Origin of the sequence: Virgibacillus dokdonensis (genome assembly GCF_900166595.1) — a bacterium.
GTDB lineage: Bacteria > Bacillota > Bacilli > Bacillales > Amphibacillaceae > Virgibacillus > Virgibacillus dokdonensis.
On the sequence record NZ_LT745763.1, the window covers coordinates 3,578,863 to 3,599,903 of the forward strand.

General features: G+C 36.1%; 22 protein-coding genes. 8 read left to right on the plus strand and 14 right to left on the minus strand.

The window, feature by feature from the left end; all coding sequences use genetic code 11:
* Positions 1–42: 42 nt before the first annotated feature.
* The 6 genes from B2C77_RS18200 to B2C77_RS21795 form a co-directional block, all read right to left on the minus strand.
* Positions 43–864 (minus strand): PTS system mannose/fructose/sorbose family transporter subunit IID, encoded by an 822-nt coding sequence (locus B2C77_RS18200; protein WP_073009558.1) that lies wholly within the window; start codon positions 862–864, stop codon positions 43–45.
* Positions 854–1,621 carry a PTS N-acetylgalactosamine transporter subunit IIC gene (agaW, locus tag B2C77_RS18205; protein WP_077706325.1) on the minus strand — a complete coding sequence of 256 codons (768 nt, stop codon included), beginning with the start codon at positions 1,619–1,621 and terminating at the stop codon, positions 854–856. The genes B2C77_RS18200 and agaW overlap by 11 nt, the downstream gene beginning before the upstream one ends.
* 25 nt (positions 1,622–1,646) lie before the next feature.
* Positions 1,647–2,132, minus strand: coding sequence for a PTS N-acetylgalactosamine transporter subunit IIB (agaV, locus tag B2C77_RS18210; RefSeq protein ID WP_101932810.1), 486 nt, complete (start codon positions 2,130–2,132; stop codon positions 1,647–1,649).
* Between the two features lie 235 nt (positions 2,133–2,367).
* The gene (locus B2C77_RS18215) at positions 2,368–3,546 is read right to left on the minus strand and encodes an SIS domain-containing protein (protein ID WP_077706326.1); all 1,179 of its coding nucleotides are present in this window, start codon (positions 3,544–3,546) and stop codon (positions 2,368–2,370) included.
* 94 nt (positions 3,547–3,640) lie between these two features.
* Positions 3,641–4,357: a GntR family transcriptional regulator gene (locus B2C77_RS18220; protein WP_237342792.1), complete on the minus strand. Its 717-nt coding sequence runs from the start codon at positions 4,355–4,357 to the stop codon at positions 3,641–3,643.
* 278 nt (positions 4,358–4,635) lie between these two features.
* On the minus strand, positions 4,636–4,800 hold the full coding sequence (locus tag B2C77_RS21795; protein WP_176087368.1) for a hypothetical protein: 165 nt from the start codon (positions 4,798–4,800) through the stop codon (positions 4,636–4,638).
* A gap of 329 nt (positions 4,801–5,129) precedes the next feature.
* On the opposite strand from B2C77_RS21795, the gene B2C77_RS22185 reads away from it, so the two are divergent.
* The 3 genes from B2C77_RS22185 to B2C77_RS18230 all read left to right on the plus strand — a co-directional run bounded on the left by B2C77_RS22185 (position 5,130) and on the right by B2C77_RS18230 (position 6,419).
* Entirely contained in the window at positions 5,130–5,291 is a 162-nt protein-coding gene (locus B2C77_RS22185; RefSeq protein ID WP_254843999.1) for a hypothetical protein, read from the plus strand.
* A 32-nt stretch (positions 5,292–5,323) separates the two neighbouring features.
* On the plus strand, positions 5,324–5,746 hold the full coding sequence (locus B2C77_RS18225; RefSeq protein ID WP_254844055.1) for a class I SAM-dependent methyltransferase: 423 nt from the start codon (positions 5,324–5,326) through the stop codon (positions 5,744–5,746).
* Between the two features lie 136 nt (positions 5,747–5,882).
* Complete coding sequence (locus B2C77_RS18230; RefSeq protein WP_077706328.1) at positions 5,883–6,419, plus strand: coiled-coil domain-containing protein; 537 nt, start codon at positions 5,883–5,885, stop codon at positions 6,417–6,419.
* Positions 6,420–6,796: 377 nt separating this feature from the next.
* Here B2C77_RS18230 and B2C77_RS18235 read toward each other — a convergent pair whose 3' ends face one another.
* Complete coding sequence (locus B2C77_RS18235) at positions 6,797–7,981, minus strand: ROK family transcriptional regulator (RefSeq protein WP_077706329.1); 1,185 nt, start codon at positions 7,979–7,981, stop codon at positions 6,797–6,799.
* A 492-nt stretch (positions 7,982–8,473) separates the two neighbouring features.
* Positions 8,474–9,415 carry a DMT family transporter gene (locus B2C77_RS18240; protein ID WP_077706330.1) on the minus strand — a complete coding sequence of 314 codons (942 nt, stop codon included), beginning with the start codon at positions 9,413–9,415 and terminating at the stop codon, positions 8,474–8,476.
* Positions 9,416–9,663: 248 nt separating this feature from the next.
* On the opposite strand from B2C77_RS18240, the gene B2C77_RS18245 reads away from it, so the two are divergent.
* The 3 genes from B2C77_RS18245 to B2C77_RS18255 are packed head-to-tail and all read left to right on the plus strand — an operon-like array spanning position 9,664 to position 13,442.
* Complete coding sequence (locus tag B2C77_RS18245; RefSeq protein WP_077706331.1) at positions 9,664–10,842, plus strand: galactokinase; 1,179 nt, start codon at positions 9,664–9,666, stop codon at positions 10,840–10,842.
* Between the two features lie 41 nt (positions 10,843–10,883).
* On the plus strand, positions 10,884–12,392 hold the full coding sequence (gene galT, locus B2C77_RS18250) for a UDP-glucose--hexose-1-phosphate uridylyltransferase (RefSeq protein WP_077706332.1): 1,509 nt from the start codon (positions 10,884–10,886) through the stop codon (positions 12,390–12,392).
* Positions 12,393–12,407: 15 nt separating this feature from the next.
* The gene (locus tag B2C77_RS18255) at positions 12,408–13,442 is read left to right on the plus strand and encodes an aldose epimerase family protein (RefSeq protein ID WP_077706333.1); all 1,035 of its coding nucleotides are present in this window, start codon (positions 12,408–12,410) and stop codon (positions 13,440–13,442) included.
* A 221-nt stretch (positions 13,443–13,663) separates the two neighbouring features.
* Here B2C77_RS18255 and B2C77_RS18260 read toward each other — a convergent pair whose 3' ends face one another.
* The 5 genes from B2C77_RS18260 to B2C77_RS18280 form a co-directional block, all read right to left on the minus strand.
* Positions 13,664–14,134: a UPF0158 family protein gene (locus B2C77_RS18260; protein ID WP_077706334.1), complete on the minus strand. Its 471-nt coding sequence runs from the start codon at positions 14,132–14,134 to the stop codon at positions 13,664–13,666.
* A gap of 228 nt (positions 14,135–14,362) precedes the next feature.
* Positions 14,363–14,986 carry an NUDIX hydrolase gene (locus tag B2C77_RS18265; protein ID WP_077706335.1) on the minus strand — a complete coding sequence of 208 codons (624 nt, stop codon included), beginning with the start codon at positions 14,984–14,986 and terminating at the stop codon, positions 14,363–14,365.
* A gap of 837 nt (positions 14,987–15,823) precedes the next feature.
* On the minus strand, positions 15,824–15,961 hold the full coding sequence (locus B2C77_RS18270; protein ID WP_077706336.1) for a YvrJ family protein: 138 nt from the start codon (positions 15,959–15,961) through the stop codon (positions 15,824–15,826).
* A gap of 416 nt (positions 15,962–16,377) precedes the next feature.
* Positions 16,378–16,593 (minus strand): DUF2922 domain-containing protein, encoded by a 216-nt coding sequence (locus tag B2C77_RS18275; RefSeq protein WP_077706337.1) that lies wholly within the window; start codon positions 16,591–16,593, stop codon positions 16,378–16,380.
* Between the two features lie 33 nt (positions 16,594–16,626).
* Positions 16,627–16,851, minus strand: a complete 225-nt coding sequence (locus B2C77_RS18280; protein ID WP_077706338.1) for a DUF1659 domain-containing protein — start codon at positions 16,849–16,851, stop codon at positions 16,627–16,629.
* Between the two features lie 321 nt (positions 16,852–17,172).
* Between B2C77_RS18280 and B2C77_RS18285 the strand changes: the two genes are divergently transcribed.
* Together B2C77_RS18285 and B2C77_RS18290 are read left to right on the plus strand one after the other, a co-directional pair.
* Positions 17,173–18,177 carry an LCP family protein gene (locus B2C77_RS18285; RefSeq protein WP_077706339.1) on the plus strand — a complete coding sequence of 335 codons (1,005 nt, stop codon included), beginning with the start codon at positions 17,173–17,175 and terminating at the stop codon, positions 18,175–18,177.
* Between the two features lie 455 nt (positions 18,178–18,632).
* On the plus strand, positions 18,633–19,649 hold the full coding sequence (locus B2C77_RS18290) for an LCP family protein (protein ID WP_077706340.1): 1,017 nt from the start codon (positions 18,633–18,635) through the stop codon (positions 19,647–19,649).
* A gap of 254 nt (positions 19,650–19,903) precedes the next feature.
* Here the strand turns inward: B2C77_RS18290 and B2C77_RS18295 are convergent.
* Positions 19,904–21,020 (minus strand): IS3 family transposase gene (locus tag B2C77_RS18295; RefSeq protein ID WP_237342795.1). Its coding sequence is split into 2 segments (ribosomal slippage): positions 19,904–20,750 and positions 20,749–21,020, totalling 1,119 coding nucleotides; the frame shifts between segments, so codons are not numbered across the junction.
* Positions 21,021–21,041 lie beyond the last annotated feature (21 nt).

A 21,041-nucleotide genomic window follows, 5' to 3' on the forward strand; every position in this document is an offset into this window, starting at 1 on the left:
GTGTGCACCCTTTCCAATTTTAAATTCCATTACTCTCTACACCTACATAACTCCAAAATAAGATCCTATAAGCCCTACAACGACTGTTAATCCAATTAAAGTAAGCGGTGAACGACCTTTTTTAAGCAGCCAATAAACGAGTAGTGTATAGGCTAAAGGTAAAAGAGCAGGCATGATTTGATCTAATATATCTGTTTGAACATTTAATTCAGATTCACCTTGTGTCCACGTATAGTCAATTTTAAATGAAACGTACGTAGCTATTAATCCTCCAACAACGGTTAATCCGACAATAGAGGCCGCACGTGAAACATGCTGTGTTCCTTCTTTCAATTTTGCAATTGCTTTTACTCCTGTTTTGTAGCCATAGTTCATTAAACCGAATCTAACTCCAAAATGGATGATATTGAACATGATTAGAAACACAAATGGGCCAAAAATATTACCATTTACCGCCAGAGAAGCACCGATACTCGCTGTAATAGGTAATAATGTAAGATAGAATAACGCATCCCCTATACCACCTAAAGGTCCCATCGTTGCCACTTTAATTCCACGAATAGCTTCTCTATCTTCCTTCTTTTGCTCCATTGCTAAAATAATACCCATAATAAAAGTGACAAGAAATGGATGCGTATTAAAGAATTCCATATGGTCTTTCATCGATTTACTTAAATCTTTTTTGTTTTTATGAATTGATTTTAAGCCTGGTAATATAGAGTAAAGCCAACCTGCTGCTTGCATACGCTCATAGTTAAATGAAGCTTGTAATAATAAAGATCTCCATGCTAATTTTCTAAGTTCCTTCGGTTGTAAATCCGGAGCAGAAGTTGTATCTTCATAATGATAACTATTAGATGCCATCCGTAATCTCCTCCTCTTTAGGCGCAGGACCTTGTTTATTTTTATTTTGATAAAAATCATATAGCGCTATCGCTAAACCAATTAAAGCGATTGCTAATATTGGTAATTCTAAATATGCCGCAAGAATAAATCCTACGATAAAGAACATAATATACTCTACTTTCATCATAATTCTCAGTAGCATTGCAAAACCAATAGCTGGCATAATTCCTCCTGCAATGGATAATCCATCAATAATCCATTGGGGGACGGTTTCAACAAAGGCAGCAGCTTGTTCTGCTCCGAAATAAATTGGTAAAAATGCGATAAGTGCATTAAAAGAAAATAGAATGGCAATACCTAAATAATTTATCTTTTCTATTCCTTTTGTATTTGCGTCTAAAGCAAATTGATCTGCTTTATGCATGACAGGGGCAAATAATGTGAAAAATAATGTAATTAATCCTTGTACCGCCACAGCAAATGGTATTGCTACCCCCACGGCTACTTGTGGATCCTGACCTGCTATAACGCCAAAGGCTGTACCAATAACTCCTCCTATAACTACATTTGGAGGTTGGGCTCCTGCGAGCGGAACCATTCCCATCCAAATTAATTCCAATGTACCCCCGACAATTAAACCAGTAGTTACATCACCTAAAATTAAACCGACAACTAGACCGGTAACAACAGGGCGGTGCATATGGGTTAAACCTACATATAAATCAATTCCAATAATACCTGCCCAAATAGCAATTAAAATCGCTTCCATTAACATGTTTGATTCCTCCTTTAAGCGTAATTTATTTAAGAAGATCCATAATGTCTTGCCCTTTTTCGTTTGGAACTCCTCTTAAATCAAGAGTTACACCCATATCATGCAGCTTGTTAAATGCTTCAATATCTTTTTCATCAACAGAGACAGTAGAAGAGATTTGCTTTTTCCCTTCTGCATAATGCATATTACCTATATTAATATGATCTATTGGTACACCACCTTCTTTTAAAGCTAGTGCATCATGAACATCTTTAACGACGAGAAATATCTTTTGCCTTGGTGAAGCCTTATGGATAACATCAATGGTTTTTTGAATAGAAAAGTACCTTGCCTGAATAACATCTGGCAACACCATATCCATCAAACTCTGTTGCACTTCGTCTTGTGAAACTTTATCATTGGCAACTACGACTAGATTTGCTCCTAAATGGTTAACCCAAGTAACTCCGACCTGGCCATGTATTAAACGATTGTCAATTCTTGTTAACAAAATATTTGGTTTTGTAGTCATTTTTTTCATCCTTTCGATTTGTTTAAATAAAGGTTGAGAAATAAGATTTTTCTTTCAATTGCTGTAGAAATCCACTGCTATATCGATTTAATTGCTTTTAGGATGCAGTAATACATTTTGAAAACACGTACTTTCACCTATGTCCCAACCTCATTTCTTACCATAAAGTAAAATCCTGCAAAAATAGGCATCTATTGCTGTAGCCCATATTTATTTACACGTAACCAGCCTTTCACTATGCGAATGTCATAGGATAAATCGTTACGCCTTGCACTACGCGATTGACGGATCCGTCTGGGCTTGGGTTATCTGGCGTAATTCCTAATTGAATCGATTTTTTCAGTGCTAAAACTTGTGCAAATACGACGTATAGTAAAGATAGGTAGAAATCATTTTCTAGTGACTGCTTGCTATTATTAACAGACACTGTCCAGTTTGCATATTGACTTACTTCCTCATTATCCATTTCAGTAAGCGCAACCGTTTTAATCTCCTTTGGTTCTCCGGATAACTCTTTTAATATATCCAAATCATATTTTCGTGTATAAGCATCTTGAGACGTAAACAGTACGACGATGGATTTGTCATTCAAAATAGATTTCGGTCCGTGACGGAATCCTAACGAAGACTCGTGAACAGCTACCACTTTACCTGCTGACAGCTCAAGCATTTTTAAAGCTGCTTCATGAGCAAATTGCCCAAGCGAACCAGAGCCTAAATAAACAATCCTGTCCATACCATGCTCTAACACCGCATCTACTGTATTCACAACGCTTTCAATAAATTTCTCCCCATTAGTAATAACCGTCTGTATCTTCTCACCTGCATTAGTATCTTTAGAAAAAGCCAAATAACAAATGACCATCATACTAGTAAAGCTGCTTGTCATAGCAAATCCTTGATCATGCGCTTCTTCCGGTGTAAGAATCGTTAAGCTGTTCTTATCATCCTTTGTATTTACTGCTAGCTTCCCTTCTGGATTACATGTAATATTTACTTGATAAAAATGATCGATCCTATCTGTTGCCAACTTAACCGCAGCCAAACTCTCCGGACTATTCCCTGATCTTGCGAACGATACCAAAATGGTTGGTACTTCCTTGAAGAGATAGTTAGTCGGATTAGAAACGAGATCTGTTGTTGCAATTGCTTCAAATTGCACCTTTCCCTGATCTTGTTTTTGTAATTCAGAAACTAATATGTCACCAGCAAACGCTGACGTTCCAGCACCAGTTAAAATTACTCGCACTTTCTCATGCTTACTATATATAGCATGTAAAAAGTTGTGAATTTCCTCCTTTCTCTCTGCAAATATGTGTAATGCTTTATTCCAAACTTCAGGCTGCTGATAAATTTCTTGAGCCGTATGACCTGCCTTGCCTTTTTCTAATTCTTTCTGAGTTAAACCAAACATGTTGCTCCTCCTTCATTCATCTGGTTATGTTGTCATAACCAGTTGTGTTATGAAATAGCTCTATTAAGTATAATATGAACTCAATAGAGGTTTTTTACGTTAGTTCTACTGTATAATCAAATTTATCTCCTCGTGCTACGCTAATGGTATACTCAATTAGTTGCTCGTGGTGATAGGCAAATCGTTTAATTAACATGGCTGGTTGCTGGGTTGGAGCATTTAAATAACCAGCTTCTGTTTCCCGTATTTGGGTTGCTGAAAAACGTTCAATTGCTCTCGTAACATGGACCTGATAATCATGTGAAAAAATATCATACATGGGCTTTTCCATCAATTTTGCTTTTGTTAAATGTGGAAACAGTTTCTTTGGTAAATAGGAAATTTCATACATAAGTGGTTGTTCATCTGCAAGTCGTAAACGTATTACCTCGAATACTTCATCCAACGGTTCTAACCCCATTTTATTTGCAATTCTAGTATCAATCGCTATCTCTTTAAAGGATAAAACCTTGGTCATCGGCGTCTTTCCCACTTTTTTCATTTCTTCTGTAAAGCTGTACAGTTTGACTAAATTTTGTTCAATGGAGCTAGCCGATACAAATGTTCCTTTTCCATGTAACTTATAAATATAACCTTCTCTTTCTAACTCTTGCAGCGCCTGTCTAACCGTAATCCTGCTTAATTTATACATATCACACAGTTCGCGCTCAGAAGGTAATTTATCATGTTCTTCATATGTTTCTTGTTCGATTTTCTGAATGATTTCGTCCATAAGTTGTAAATATAAAGGTACCTTACTACTTTTTTCCAATACTTTAAATGCCCTCCTCCCCATGTGGTTATAACCAGTTGTTAATTTTAGTATAAAATAAACTTTAAATAATGTAAAGGCTTTTATACGAATGAAATGTACATAGTTGCCGCTAGTATAATACAGATACAAATCTATTTTTTTACATAATGCGTTGCATATAGCCTTTCCGCATACGGATTTCCTGACTTTGAAAATCGTAAATGCTTTTTTGGTCCCAAGATTTATATATAGTTTCAGAAGGCTTTATTTCCTGTTCTCGAGCAACTTTTTAACGTTTACAAGATAAATTGCAGTTTGGATAGGCTACCAAGTATCATTCGCTCTAGGTAGGAAACCCTGCTTCGCTTCCAATCTTCCACTTGCTTCGGAGTAATTCTTTCCATTTTTATTAATAAATCTAACGGACTAATGTATCCTTTTTCATGCACGAATTGTGCCACATAATAGCGAACGCTTTTTCAATTTTTTGTTTACTCATTTTATCCCTCAGTTTAAAATGTGCATACTTGGTATTATGTCTTCCCCAATTCCTCATAGTTTCTTCACACTTTCTTCACCTATAAAGGGTAACCTAAGATACAATGAAAGGCATTATGTTACACCTTGCAATGACTGATGGAGATATCCAAGATTTAGCATTAGCTTATAACTTTCTATACTATTACCTGTAAGGCAAAAGCTTTATAATTTCATCTACTATTCTAAATAAGCCTGCAAGTTTCATCTGTTCCTAAAACAAGTTACAATGAAGGAAAGGAGTGCTCTGCACATGAATGATAACCAGACGAATACGATTAGAAAAAGATATAATCGTATAGCGGGTGTCTTTGATATCATGGATAATATGATTCAAGAAACATGGCGAAAGGATGTTACTCAACAAGCTGAGGGAAAAGTACTTGAATCGGCATCGGAACTGGTAAAAACTTAGAATACTATCCATCTCACGTTGAAGTAACAGGAATTGATTTCAGTCCTGGCATGTTAAAACGTGCCAAAGAAAAAGCAAATCAACTTGGTCGGACCTTTGAACTACTGGAAATGGACGCGCAAAATTTAGCTTTCCCTGATAACACATTTGATACCGTTATTACCACTTGTGTATTTTGTTCCGTACCTGATCCAATTAAAGGTTTGAAAGAAATGAAAAGAGTCACAAAGCCGACTGGTAAAATATTGATGCTTGAACATATGCGAAGTGAACATAAATTGATTGGTAAGTTGATGGATATTTTAAACCCAATTGGACTTCATATTGTAGGAGCTAATATTAATCGTAAAACACTCGAAAACATCCAGCATGTTGGTTTAAAAATAGCCAAAGAAGATTTACTCATGTATGACATATTTAAAACACTGGTTGTATCACCAAATAAAAATCATTGATAAAGTTTTGTTACCTAGTGATTTTTTTGAGATCCTTTGTGAATAAGAACTAACGAATAATTCGCTTGTTTTATTCTATAACTTTCTCACAATATGATATAATCGTGTTATATTTTAGAGAGGAGGGACTACATACATGCAAATGGAAGAAAAGATCATTACGATGCTGGAACAAATATCTACAAGCGTACAAGAACAAGGGGAACGAATTGGTTCTCTAGAATCACGTTTTGATTCATTAGAGCAAAGATTTGATAATCTGGAATCGCGCTTCGATAACCTCGAGCAACGTTTCGTTAATCTGGAATCACGCTTCGATAACCTCGAGCAACGTTTCGTTAATCTAGAATCACGATTTAGTCAGCAAGAACAAAGACTTGATGAGCAAGGGCAGAGAATCGCAACTATTGAGCAAAAACTGGATGAACAAGGGCAAAGAATTACAACTATTGAACAGATACTTGATGAACATAAAGATATCTTAACTGCACTTCTCTCTGGGCAAGAATATTTAAAAGCAGAAATAGACGGAATGCGTGTAGAAAATGCAAAAGAATTTGGTTATGTGAAGAAAGAGATCAGTAACATGCATGTAAACTTTGCTGTATTGCGAGAAGATGTATGGACGAATAAAAAAGACATCTATCAGCTAAAACAAGCAAGCTCGACTTAACTACCATAGACTTGCTTTATTTTTTATTTTTCAAAAAATATCCTCTGTTTTTCTCTTCAACAAAGTCCCCAAGACTAATTATCCTATTATTACATGACATCCCCTTTTCAATTGTAAAAGGGGATGTACATATCTATTAGGGATTATTTAAAAAAACTTAGCTTATCATCAAGTATCATGGTGAAAAACGCCGTCAATTTACTTATACTATAGACTTAAAAATATATGCCTTCTTTCGTGTAAAAAATACGCAGCCCTCGCGCAGTTAAACCTGTCTATTATTAGCAATCTTCAACATATACATCATACAAGCATGAGTAAATATGGCGCAACACGATGAAAAAAGTTGCTTTCTTCATACAAGCCATGTCGTTTTCCTATCCTAAAACAGAATCAAATATTTCCACCAAAAGCAACGCTACAGCACCCAACACAGTAGCATCTTTCCCAAGTTTCGTTACCTTCACTTCTGTATTTTTTGCACCTTCTGTCAATGCATTGTTATTGACTGTCTTTTTAATAATAGGTAAAAGGAATTCCTCACTTTTCATAACCCCTCCACCTAACACAATTTTTCCTGGATTGACAATATGTATTACATTGGTTAAGCCAACACCTATAGCAAAGCCTGTTTCTTCTAATACATCTAGGTACAGTGCATTTCCAGATTTTGCAAGTTCGAATACACTCTCTGCAGTGAGTTTAAAAGAATGCACTTCTCCTCGTTCAGCTAATTTTCGCTCTGCACGCATAGCAATTGCAGAACCCGTAGCAAAAGTTTGCAAGCAACCGCGATTTCCACACTCGCAAATTTCCCCGTCAATGTCGATCGTCATATGACCTATTTCTCCAGCAATATCTTTTGCACCATGAAATAATTTTCCATCTGTTACAATCCCAGCGCCCACGCCTCGCCCTAAATTAACAGTCACCATACTACCTAAGTCACCATGACCACCAAACCATGCTTCACCTAGAGCCATTGCACGCGCATCGTTTTCCACTTTTACCGTCACACGAAACTCTTGTTCTAAAGCTTCTTTTATCGGAATATCCGTTAATTGTAAATTAGGAGCATATAAAGCCCTGCCTGTTGCGATCTCGACAACACCATGCATCGCCACACCTATACCCATAACCTCTTCCATCTTCACATTCGCATGACGTACAACCTCGTTAATACTCTGTTTCATAACATCTAGAAAGGAGGCCTCTGTAATCGGAGTGTTTAACACATATGATATACGTCCTAAAATTCTACCACCCAAATCAGCAACAATTGCCTTTATCTTCTCCGGACCAGCATCCACTCCTACCAAATAGTAGGCTGTTTTATTAATATAAAGCATCGTAGGTCTTCTCCCACCCATTGAGGTGGCCTTTTTCTGTTCATAAACCATACCTTGCTCTAGTAATTCTTTAACAATACTACTTACTGTAGGGGGAGTCAGCTCTGTTTCCTTAGCTATTTGTGCCCTAGAAATCGGCTCGCACGTCCTAATTTTATTTAAAATAATTGATTTATTTACTGATTTCATTAACTGAAATGTTCCTCGTTGCATAGCAACCTCCAAAATGATAGCAAAATATTTGTGTGCAACTTATCTCTTTAGAAAAACGTCGTCGTTTTATTTTAATAGAGCAAAAAAATATCAGACTTTTTGAATCTACTGTGAATTATTATACCATTCCCATTGTTAGATGAAAAAGGCTTGGCTTATTGGAAAATATTTCTGATGTTTTCCTAGCAGCGTATGGAACACCGCATTTGGGCTCTGTACCTATATTTCATAATAGATGGTAGTTCTCCTAATGCGAGACGAGGCGGTTTCTTATACGATAGCCCTTATAAAATTATATTTTCCTATACTGTTAGAAAAATTTGGCTTAACGCCAAATCTTTCTAGCGGAAACTGTGGTTTTTCTTATTACTATAAGCCTTAAAACTTTATACCTTCCTATAAGAGACTTGGCAAACCACCAAGCCAGACGGATATGTTAACAACCTATACACGCTTTGCAAAGGTAAAGTCTACCCCTACTTCAATTGCCTATCATTTGGATAACCTTTGTTTAGCACTACTTTTCCCTTTATAATTGACAGCAATAATTCCTATTGCCACTAACCCTAAAGCTCCAATAATATATACATCTAATGTCTCCGCTGGAATAAAGATAGCTGATAAAATGGCTCCAGATACAGGAGTAATAAATTTAAACATGCTTATTTCGCCAGCTTTATTATACTTTAAGATCGAGTACCACAAAGCAAAGGCAGCCGCAGACAATACAGCAGAATATACGAACAACCAAAACCCTAAAGGCGTGAAAGTCATCGCTTCACTTTCTAACTGTGGTACTCCAAAGATCAACATCAGACTAGCACCAATTGACAATTGCCATCCTGTTATAGCAAACGGATGAATACCAACGGCTAACTCTTTTGCCATTATTGTACCAATGGCACCTGTTAATGCCGCTAAAATCATATAGCCCTCCCCTGTAAATTGGAAGCTAAGCTGGAACTCCTGCCCCCAATTAGCAACAATAATTCCGGCAAAACCAGCCGCTAAGCCAATACCTTTTTTCCAATTCATCCGATCATTGCTATAGAAAAAGTGAGCTAATATAACGGTAAAAAATGTACCGCTTGAGACTAAGATCGCCCCTTGCATTCCAGAAACTTTCGCTAACCCGTTATAAAAAAAGAAGTATTGCAATCCTGTTTGGATAATACCAAATATCGTCAAAAACAGCATTTGCCTTTTCGTTACCATTAATCGCTTTCGATCTACAAGGAAGAGACCAATTAATATGATTAAACCTGCTAGTAAAAAGCGCATTCCTGCAAACACAATTTTAGCAATTGTATCATCTGCTGCCATTTGTAACTCATCATAACTTACTTTCAAAACAGGAAAAGCACTGCCCCATAAGATGGAACAAAAAATAGCAATGCCCACCACAATCCATTTTTTCTCAAAAACACGATTCACTTTATGCCATCTCCTCTATATTCCATTTTCTATTATTCTTTATGAAAACGCATTTCATCATCTGCATTCCCCGAAAATATTGAATTTAAAATGTGAAGGTACAATACTCTATTATTTAAACATACAGACCTATTGTCAAACATATCGTTTTGTTGTACATTTATATTAGTTAGTTAATTAATTTAATTAACTTAATTAAATTATATAAATAAACTATATCACCAAAATTCAACAGGAGGCCTATAAAAATGAACGATTTACGTACGACATTTAAAAATACGTTTAACAATGTAGCAGAATCTTCCATCTGTTTTGCACCTGGAAGAATTAATTTAATTGGCGAGCACACGGATTACAATGGCGGGTATGTATTACCTGCAGCTATTTCCTATGGTACCTATGCGCTTGGTGTTAAAAGAACCGATCAAAAGTTTCGCTTTTTCTCTGAGAACTTCCCTGAATCAGGCATTATAGCATGTGATTTAAAAGACCTTTCCTTTCAACAAGCAGACCAGTGGGCAAACTATCCAAAAGGTATGATTCAAGCGTTAAAAAATAGCAACTACCCCATTCATACCGGAGCTGACATTATGTTTTATGGGAATATCCCTAACCAAGCAGGTCTTTCTTCCTCTGCATCCATTGAATTAGTAACCGGGATTTTATTACAACAACTGTTTCACTTCGAAGCCGATAAGCTTACCTTCATTCAATTGGGGCAACAAGTTGAAAATGCGTATATGGGAGTAAATAGTGGTATCATGGACCAATTTGCAATTGGGCTAGGTAAACAAGATCACGCTATTCTATTAAACTGTAAAACGAATGATTTTAAATATGTCCCCCTTCACTTGCAAGAATATGAGATCGTTATCATCCATTCCAATAAGCAACGTACATTAGCAGACTCCAAATATAATGAACGATTTAATGAATGTCAAGAAGCGCTAACCGCATTACAAACTGTATTGCCTATTCAACATTTAAGTGACGTTTCCTTGCAACAATTTCACGCCTATAAGCATGTCATTACATCCCCTACGATTCAAAAACGAGCGAAACATGTTATATCGGAAAATGCTCGTACGTTACAAGCCAGTACAGAACTAAAAAATGGCAACTTATCCGCATTCGGAGAGCTTATGAATTTGTCTCATCAATCATTGCAAGAAGATTATGAAGTCACGGGAAAAGAACTGGATACGATAGTCCACACTGCATGGAAGCAGGATGGTGTGCTAGGTGCTCGCATGACTGGAGCTGGATTTGGCGGCTGTGCTATAGCTATCGTTGCTCAAGAAAAAATAGACGCATTTAAAGCGAATGTAAATAACACGTATCGACAAACCATCGGTTACGACGCTTCTTTCTATACAGCATCTATCGTTAATGGTGCCAATTCATTGGAAATCGCACCAAACAAATAGCAGCTTCATGCATATTTTACGCTTTGGAAAGGAAGGTTGACATGGGATACATTGATACACTAATAAACAAACTTATCCAACAGGCTGTTCAAAAAAATTTAATCGAACAGCTAGACACCGTTTATGCAAGAAATCAAATAATGGCGCTATTAAAGCTCGAATCCTACCACATTCCATGTAATCAGGATGAACAGCTTACGGTAAATGAAACGATTCCTGATTTATTAGAGCAATTGATAGCGTGGGCTGTCGAAGCGCAGATAATTGAAAACGTTTTTGATGACAAAGAAATTTTAACAGCGAACATAATGAATTGTTTTCTAGATAAGCCTTCAACGATTCACGATACATTTTATAAGAAATATGCAGAATCGCCACAAGCGGCCACCGACTATTTTTATCAATTAAGCAAGCATAGTAATTATATTCAAGTTAAACGAACACAAAAGAATGTCCATTTTACCACGCAGTCAACGTACGGAGAAATAGAAATAACAATTAATTTGTCCAAACCTGAAAAAGATCCTGAACAAATTAAACGAGAACGTGAATGGAAACATACAACCAGCTATCCCAAATGTGTTCTATGCAGAGAGAATGAAGGTTATGTCGGGCGGACAGGTTATCCAGCAAGAGCGAACCACCGCGTCATTCCTATTCCTTTATTAGACGAAGTTTGGTATTTACAGTACTCCCCATACGTTTATTACAATGAGCATAGTATACTGTTGTCTGAAGAACACCATGAGATGAAAATTGACCAACATACATTTGCTAGGTTGCTCGCATTTGTGGAGAGATTCCCGCATTATTTTATAGGTTCTAACGCAGATCTTCCCATTGTAGGTGGCTCTATTTTAAGTCACGATCATTATCAAGCTGGCCGACATACATTTCCCATGAGTCATACCCAGTCGATATGTTCATTTTCGATAAAAGGTTTTTCACAAGTTGAAGCAGCTATTTTAAAATGGCCGTTATCTGTCATCCGTTTACAAAGCAGGCAAAAAAACGAACTGATCTCCTGTGCAGCGTATGTGTTAGACGTGTGGAAAAGCTATACTGACGAAGCTGCAGAAATCATTTCTGTTACAAATGACATTCCCCATAACACGATAACGCCAATAGCAAGATGGCGAGGGAATGTGTATGAATTGGATCTCGTTTTAAGAAATAATCGTACAATAGAAGAACATCCAACTGGGATTTCCCACCCTCACAAAGATGTGCAACATATAAAAAAGGAAAATATTGGTTTAATTGAAGTGATGGGCCTTGCCGTCTTGCCAGCGAGATTGGAAACCGAGTTAGGTGAATTAAAGCGCTTTTTATATAATCAACCAAATAAATTAGCCGGCTATCACAGCGATTGGGCTCATGAAATAAAACGCGCTTATAGCAACGCTGAATTAGAGCTTCATGCAGAGACAATTATACAAGCTGAAGTGGGGAAAAAGTTTATTCGCGCACTAGAAGATGCTGGCGTTTTCAAACAAACAGAAACTGGCATACAAGCTTTCAAGCGATTTATAAACGAGCTGAATCAATAATGGAGTGAATAGCAAATGGAGATAAAAGAAAAAACGGTTCATACGAATTGGAAGCTACGAACATTGATAAACGATAATCATATGCAAATAAGCTTTCTCGATTATGGCGGTGCCATCACCGAAATTGTCGTACCTGATAAACAAGGACAATTGGATAATGTCGTATTGCACTACAATCATTATCAAGATTATGAAGCCAACCCATTTTATTTAGGAGCTTTAATCGGAAGAGTTGCTGGCAGAATAGCAAATGCCTCCTTTTTAGTGAAAGGAAAAAGGCACTTTGTTACTAAAAATGAGGGGCATCATCATTTACACGGTGGTATAAACGGCTTTAGTCATGTGCTCTGGCATGTTACTACAGAGCAAACAGAAAAGGATGTTCGTGCTATTTTGACACACCATAGTCCTGATGGAGATAATGGTTATCCTGGCAATGTGAAAGTGACGATCAGCTATATTTTGACAAATGAAAATACGTTTACGATAGATTATAAAGCGACAACGGATCAAGCTACTCCTATCGCCTTAACGAATCATAGCTACTTCAACTTGCGAGGAAGTAAAGGCGAAACAGTGAAGCAGCATTATGCTAAAATGAAGAGCGATATTTGCTTGGAATTAAACAAAGACCTCATTCCAACAGGGCGCTTTATTACAAACGCACATGCTTTTAATTTTCAATCTTACCAGCAATTATGTACAGGCATGAATGCCAACCATGAACAAAACAGCATCGCCGGTAATGGGTATGACCATTATTTTTGTTTCGCGAAAGAAAAAGATAAGCAAGCATGCTTACTCGATAAAAAAACAGGCAGAACACTTCACGTTACAACCAATCAACCTGGCATGATTTTATACACTGGTAACTATTTACATGAATCACATAAACAAATACAAACAACATTTTCTCGTTACCAAGGAGTGTGTTTGGAAACACAGGGTTCTCCAGTTGCACTTATCTACAAACACTTACCAAGTATTATGTTAGAGCCGAATGAAATCTATCATCAAACAACTGCTTTTTCCTTTGGAATAAAGGGTTAAAAGGCTACTTTTAGAAAAACTTGGCTATGTCGATTGAACACCGTCGTTTAACCCATAAAATTTTATATACCAATGATGCCTAGGTTTCAAGCATCATTGGTTGTCTTCATGAAGATTGATATTAAAATGATAAAACCAGAACATAAATAATGACCTACTATAAATCTTTTATGGACTTTCATTTTCGGGGTAATCTTACTAGATAATTTTATCTACAATACTTATTTATCTTCATATTTTATTTCATGCCTATGACAAAAATCAATCGCGATTTCCTTTAAACGGTTATGATGATAGTCATACCAATCGTCTTCTAGGTCTAATGCGATTATTTTATCTTTAAACCTACGAAAAGCGCCCTTCCCTCGTATCGCCGTTAACAATTGCTGTTGATGTCGCTCATTTTTTACTGCTAGACAAAAATCTTCCATAATGTCGTATTCATTCATATCATATTTACTCGGAATGGTTTGATATTTCTCAAAAGAAAAAACAATATCTTCTGCCAATTTCAACTGTTTTTGTTCCCACGATGGTAAATGATCACCCTTTTCGCCATCTTCTGCCATACTTAAAAACTCTCTCATGATGTATACGATTTCCCCTGTTTTCTTATTCACAAATCCATTTGAATCATCAGATTGCATATCCATCTCGTCGATTAAATCGGATAGTTTTAGAGCTTGGCTCATCCTTATTCCCTCTATTCTATAAAATAATTTTTCCCTCTTGTGGGTTCTTCACCCGTTACAGCCTCATGTGTCTTATCGTCAAATTTTTATGACGAAAAACGCCATCGTTTTACTTCTACTATAAATGCTTGAAATTTACACATTTCTCCATCCTAGAAAGTTAAAAATAAATTTCTTTCGTCAATGAAGGATCTCACGCAAATCGAAGCAACGCGTTATATTTAAGAGCTATGTTTCATCTTGTAATAATGCTACAAAATGAGCAATAATTTTTGCGGTTAAACCCCAAATCACTCTATCCTCGTAATAGTAAAATAATTCCTCCATTTTCGGTGTGCTCCAATTGTAATCTCTTCCCCCCTGAATATCATGATAAGGAAAATTCTCTTCCGGTATCACTTTAAAACTCACTTGATAAGCTTTTGGTTTCGTATCAAGGAAAAAACGTAAAGGTACCGAAAATACTTCTGCCACCTCTGCAGAGTTAGGATTAATGGTTTCTATATTCTCGACAGTCCCAGTAAAAGGAAATACAATCCTTCCAAAATCAGATACAATATAGTCTAAAGGAATTACATTACGAATTTGCGTTTGCTCTATCCCCAATTCTTCCGATGTTTCCCGTAAGGCACAATGCAACTCATCTTTGTCACTTTGTTCCACCCGCCCACCTGGAAAGCAAACATCTCCTGGTTGACTCCGCATATGCTTCGAACGAACTTCAAAAAGCAGATGGGTTTCATTATTTACTGCAATCAATGGGATAAGAACTGCAAATTCACGAAAATGCTCCCTCCCTAGGATGGTCGGTTTTCGATGTTGCAATCGTTCAATAACTTCTGCTGTATTCATTATGTCACCCCTAACCAGCTACCTATACATATTATATAACACTTGTAGTTAAGTTGAAATCAAACCAAAACGATTAGGTAGAATGACCCAGAAGTCTTCCCTTATTATTAATAGAGCGAAAGATCCTCTAAAAGAACCACTCTAAAGCGTTTAGCAAAACTTGCTTATTGTCAATTATTGATGTCGAAAATTATACGATGAACTTCCACATTTTACTATACCTTTATGTATTGTGCATGACTCATATTGGTTAACCATAAATCCCTTCGTTCAAACAATGATTCATAGAATAAAAAAAACACTTCTTCTAGCTAAATGATGATCGTATATGGACACACGATCCAGCACTGAATATAATCTTTTTGTTTTCCAATAATGCTATTCACTATATCGTCACAAACTTTGCGAAAACTACATGGACCATTTATGAGGAAGCGCTTATAACAAGAATCCTATAACATAACACGCTTCACTTTTTTAAAAATTTAATCCTTTTTCTTCCATTTATAAATAGTTGTTTATAACAGGTATTGTAAATATGTCGATATTTCCCGGGAAATGGGAAAGAAATACGGCTTAAAAAAGACAAATAGTTATGAACGAAACGTGGAATCAAATGATGTAGGAGAGCTTCGATATGAGGCAATGCCTTAGTAGGAAAGGACTTTTACTGGTGCGATTAACCATCTGTAATTACGAAGTCAACTTGTTGACCCCCCTTTGTTTGTTGCATGCATGGTAGAAAAACTTGGCTTATCGCCAATTATTTAAGTCGAAAGTGTTCATGTTGATACGATAAGCCTTAAACTCTTTTGCTTTTCTATCGTGCAAGCAGTACTATTGGCTCATTTTTTTAGGCAATTCGTAAATGGAGGCAATTAAAATATTCAACTTGCCTTCTATACGATGAAGCAGATAAAAGGTCACTGCCATCGGAAATCCAACTTCGGTTATAAATGCTATCCACATATCCATATGCCATGCCTCCTTTCTCCTAAAATCTGTCTACTTTAAATAAATATTCGTTAATATACATACCCTGTTATTAACAGCACACGTTTTCATACTGGAAAACCACTACTAAAAATTGATAGCTGTGTAGTTTATACATTTTTTTCACAACACTCGCCTGAATTAAATTTAAATTTCACTTACTAGCAAGTTTCTCTTATCCCACTGATTGTTACGTAAATTCATCGGCGATTTACATGATGTTATTTGCCACTGAGACTTGTCAAGCACTTGCACTTCCAACTCTTAAAGTGAGATTCTTATACCATCTTATATCCAGACCCCGCCTTAGAATAAAACAATAGTTTATTTCATGTAAATTTGAAATGTAAAGCAAACGACCAGCAGATGACTACTGGTCGCATACGTTTACCTAATTGTTATTGCATATCTACTTCTTCAACAATTCTCTCCACGATTCTTGCGCTTTTTTTAGCAACTAAATCTCCTCCACTAGAAGTGAAAGCATTTTGTTGCAAGATTTCATCCATAGCTGCGTTAACAGCTGCAGTATCAACTGGCTCCACTGGCTGATCAATGGAATAATTGACTGTTTTACCATCTTGGTTCGTAAATTTTAATTCGAGCTTCTTCATCTTTTTCCCTCCCTTCCTTTTCGTTTTATTCATTTACTCCTCGACAATGTTTGAGCTATCCTTACGCTCAATCGATAGCAATGACAGCTTTTGTAAACCAACAATTGCTTGGGCAACTGTATACAGTTGCTCAGGCGTAGCAGTCGTTTTCACATTATTGAAGCTTTTAGCCTTTGTGAGTTGCTTCCCGCTATTTCCATCGATACCATTGTCAAATTCCAATCTAAGAGACGAATCCGTCAAAGTTGCAATAGCCATGTTTATCACCTCCTTCACACCTATAATCGATAGAAGTCGTTTGGAGGTAGTGAAATGAATTTTGTAGTTTTTTGTTCGATGAAATTAGCTAGCAATTGTATGTAAGGAAGTATTTAATTTATCGTTTCATTATGAAATAAAACCATATTTTGTACTAAAAAATTTGGCAGTTTATGTCTTTACATTTAGGGTACACTATTCATTAAGCCACTCCTCTTGTATCAAAAGTGACCTACCTTTCAATATTGTAATGTAAATGTAATTTACGCCAAGTACATATAGTAGTAAAATGAAAGATAGTATGTTTAATGAGGTGTAAATATGTCGAAAAATAGTGAAAATATATCTCGAGTAAAAAATAAAAAACCGAAAAGCCGCAAAAAAATCTTCTTCTTTATCATCATTCCCCTAAGTATATTGCTAATAACAACCGTTTCCTACGGTGCTCATGTCTATAATACAGCACAAGAAGCAGCCGACGACTCATTTGAAAAAATTGGTAGGGACGGAGAAAAATCCGCTTTAAGAGATGAAACTGTTACTCCAGTAGAAGACAACGTCTCTGTACTTATTATTGGGGTGGATGATAGCGAAACTCGTAAAGAAAACAATAGCAGATCCGATACACTGATGCTTGCAACCTTTAATAAAGAAGAAAAAGATGTAAACATAGTAAGCATTCCAAGAGATTCTTATGTAAATGTCCCTGGATATGGATATACAAAAATTAATCACGCCCATGCATATGGAGGACATAGGAAATCCATTGAAACGGTAGAGAATTTTTTAAATGTACCTGTTGATTATTTTGTCAAACTAAATTTCGAAGCTTTTATTGAAATGGTTGATACCATCGGTGGGATTGAATTTGATGTACCGTTTGAAATGAGTGAGCTTGATTCTGACGATAATCAAGACGCTATACATTTAATGCCAGGTTATCAAAAATTAAATGGTGAAGAAGCTTTAGCATTAGCGCGAACAAGAAAATATGATAGTGATTTTGAAAGAGGAAAACGGCAGCAGGAAATTATCCAAACAATTATGAAGGAAACTGCATCGGCTTCTTCCGTACTAAAGCTTGATGACCTTATTACTTCAGTAGGCGATAATATGAATACAAACCTAACTTTCAATGAGATGAAAAGTTTTCTTAGCTATGGTTTAAACACAAATTTAACGATAAACTCAATAACAATGGACGGTGAAGGCGGTAAAATGGACGACGGCCTTTGGTATTATCAAGTAGATGAACAAAGTAGAAGTGAGGTTGAGAACGAGTTGCGTGAGCATTTAGACCTACCTGTATCTACTGTTCAAAAATGATGTGATTTGCAATAAGATTACCAAACTTGTACTTTTTAAAGAAATATCAAATTTTTATTCTTGTAAAACAAAAATTTGATTTAAACGACTTGACCTTTTTATTTTTTCCGCACCTTGACGAAAACACACCTCAAATCTTATACACCTAAGAATTAAAGGGAATACTTTTTCTCAACATGCATTTTAGGAAAACGTAATGATTTTTTCACTTTTTACTATCTTCCAGTTTAAATTACTCAAAAATAAGATTGGGCAAAAGTTATTCTCTTTTTTATTATGAATCACGTACAGCATCGTATTAAGCTATATATTTTTATCACTAACTTCTACTGTTCACACTTTCTTATTTACGGATGTAATGATTCATAGTAGAATTAAATTTAGTTTATAATTAACTATAAGATATAAAGCATTATAATTAGCATTCACTCAATATATTTAAGGATGGTCCTGCAATGGATAATAAAAACCAAAGAAGAGTAGTCGTACGTAAAAAAAGGAAACTTAAGAAAAGAGCATATTTTATATTAGTTCCGTTGTTACTTGCTTTTGTTGGTGTAGCAGTTTATGCAACATATTTATATACCAAAGCGGATAGTGTTCTTTCTGAATCATATGAAGATGATGGAATAGAAAAATCAGAGCTTAGAGAATCAAAAGTTGATCCATCTGTAGATAATGTTTCTATTCTGATAATGGGAGTAGATTCCAGCGATATTCGAAAAAATGCGGACAATGCAAGAACAGATACTTTGATGGTAGCTACGCTAAATAAGGATGATAAAAGTGTGAAACTATTAAGTATTCCACGTGATTCTTACGTCTATATTCCTGAGGTTGGATATGAAACAAAAATTAACCATGCGCATGCATATGGTGGGACACAAGCTGCGAGAGATACCGTTGAAAATTTACTAGACATCCCTATTGATTATTACGTAAAGGTTAATTTTGAGGCATTTATTGATGTTGTTAATGCTGTAGACGGCATAAATGTTGAGGTTCCTTATGAGTTAAAAGAACAAAACTCTGCAGACGAAGCTAACGCAATACACTTACTTCCAGGGAAACAGAAATTAGATGGCGAAGAAGCCTTAGCTTTAGCTAGGACAAGAAAATTAGACAATGATATAGAACGCGGAAAACGGCAACAAGATATTATTAAAGCAGTTATTAAAAAAGCTGTATCTTTAGATTCCATTTTAAAATATGATGATATAATAGAAGCCGTGGGAAGTAACATGACCACTAATATGACTTTTAGTGAAATGAAAAGCTTTATTTCCTATGGTACAGAAGGCAAAAACATAAATTTTGAAACAATGACATTGGAGGGACATGATTACCAACCAAGCGGTTCATATTATTGGCAGCTAGATCAAGAAGCACTTTTAGAAACTCAAAATAAACTTAAACAACATTTAGATATAACTGATATAAACTCAACCAATTCTGTGCAATTTAACAATTAAATTGTTTTAAAACATATAAACACCTCAAAGTTATTCTTTGAGGTGTTTATATGTAATGGAAGCAAGCCTACAATTTATAAAGTGGACCCCATTGTCAAGACACAAATTTTAAATATTTAAGGTGGGGGAGCTATGGAGCTCCTTTAAGGGAAGGGGTATTAACATTTTTTTCATTATTATTCTCATTCATAGGAACTTGGTGGTCAAGGAGGGGCTTCACAACAAAGTTCCTATGGATGAGAGGGGGTATTCTTTTATGAATAATAAACAAACTCAGGTGTCTGGTAATTTAGCGATTGATGTAGTCGCTTTTGGTTATAGAATGCAAAATAGTTTCGAATTTCTTGTCTAGCCTCTCTGGGGCTGTTGTATTCTTTGAGATAAATTTCTTCGTATTTGATGGTACGCCAAAGTCGTTCCGTAATGATGTTGTCTAGAGCACGTCCTTTGCCGTCCATACTAATGTTAACTTCATTCTGTTTTAATAGATTAATATATTTAGGGCTAGTAAAATGACTGCCCTGGTCACTATTTAAAATGACTGGTTTCCCTTGGGAAAGCGCACGTTGGACGGCTTCTATAACGAAATCCATTTCCAATGTTTGATCCAGCTCCCAACTGATCACATAGCGAGAACACCAATCAATAAGGGCAACCAAATAAAGCCAGCTCCGTTTAAGACGCACGTAGGTAATATCTATTCCCCATACGTGGTTGGGATATTGGATGGTTAACCCTCTTAATAGATAAGGATAAATTCTGTGCTGCTGATTCCGTTTACTAAGATTTGGGCCGGGGGATATCCCTGCAATACCCATTTCTCTCATGTGCCGTTGTACAGCCTTTCTGTTAACAATGCGTCCTTCTTGTTTAAGGGTTTCTGAGATGCGTCTGGAACCATAAAAAGGACATTCTGTGTATATCTCATCGATTCTATTTTTGATACGGAGTTCCTCTGGAGAAGGCTCTACAGGCCTATAATATAGACTTGAGCGATTAAGATTCAACAGCTCTGCCTGAGTCTTTATGGAAAGCTCTGAACCATTCCAATCCAGCATGTCTAGACGCTCTGTTCTAGTCTTTGATTCCAGATTTTTTTTTAAGCCACGACAATTGCGTGGTAAGTCGCCCTACTTCTGCGTAGAGATTTTCTATTTGATCTTCGTACTCCTCCTTCATTTGGTCGATTTTCTTATTCTCTCTCTCAAATAGTTGTGGCATGTGTTCAAGTGCAGCTTTCCGCCATTGACGTAACTGATTTACATGTATGCCATGTTCTGAGGAAATCTCAGCAAGACTTCTTTCTTCTTTAAGCATTTCTAGCACGATCTTTGATTTGAATTGTGATGTATAACTTTTTCTTTTACCCATAAATCTACTTTAACATCTCCT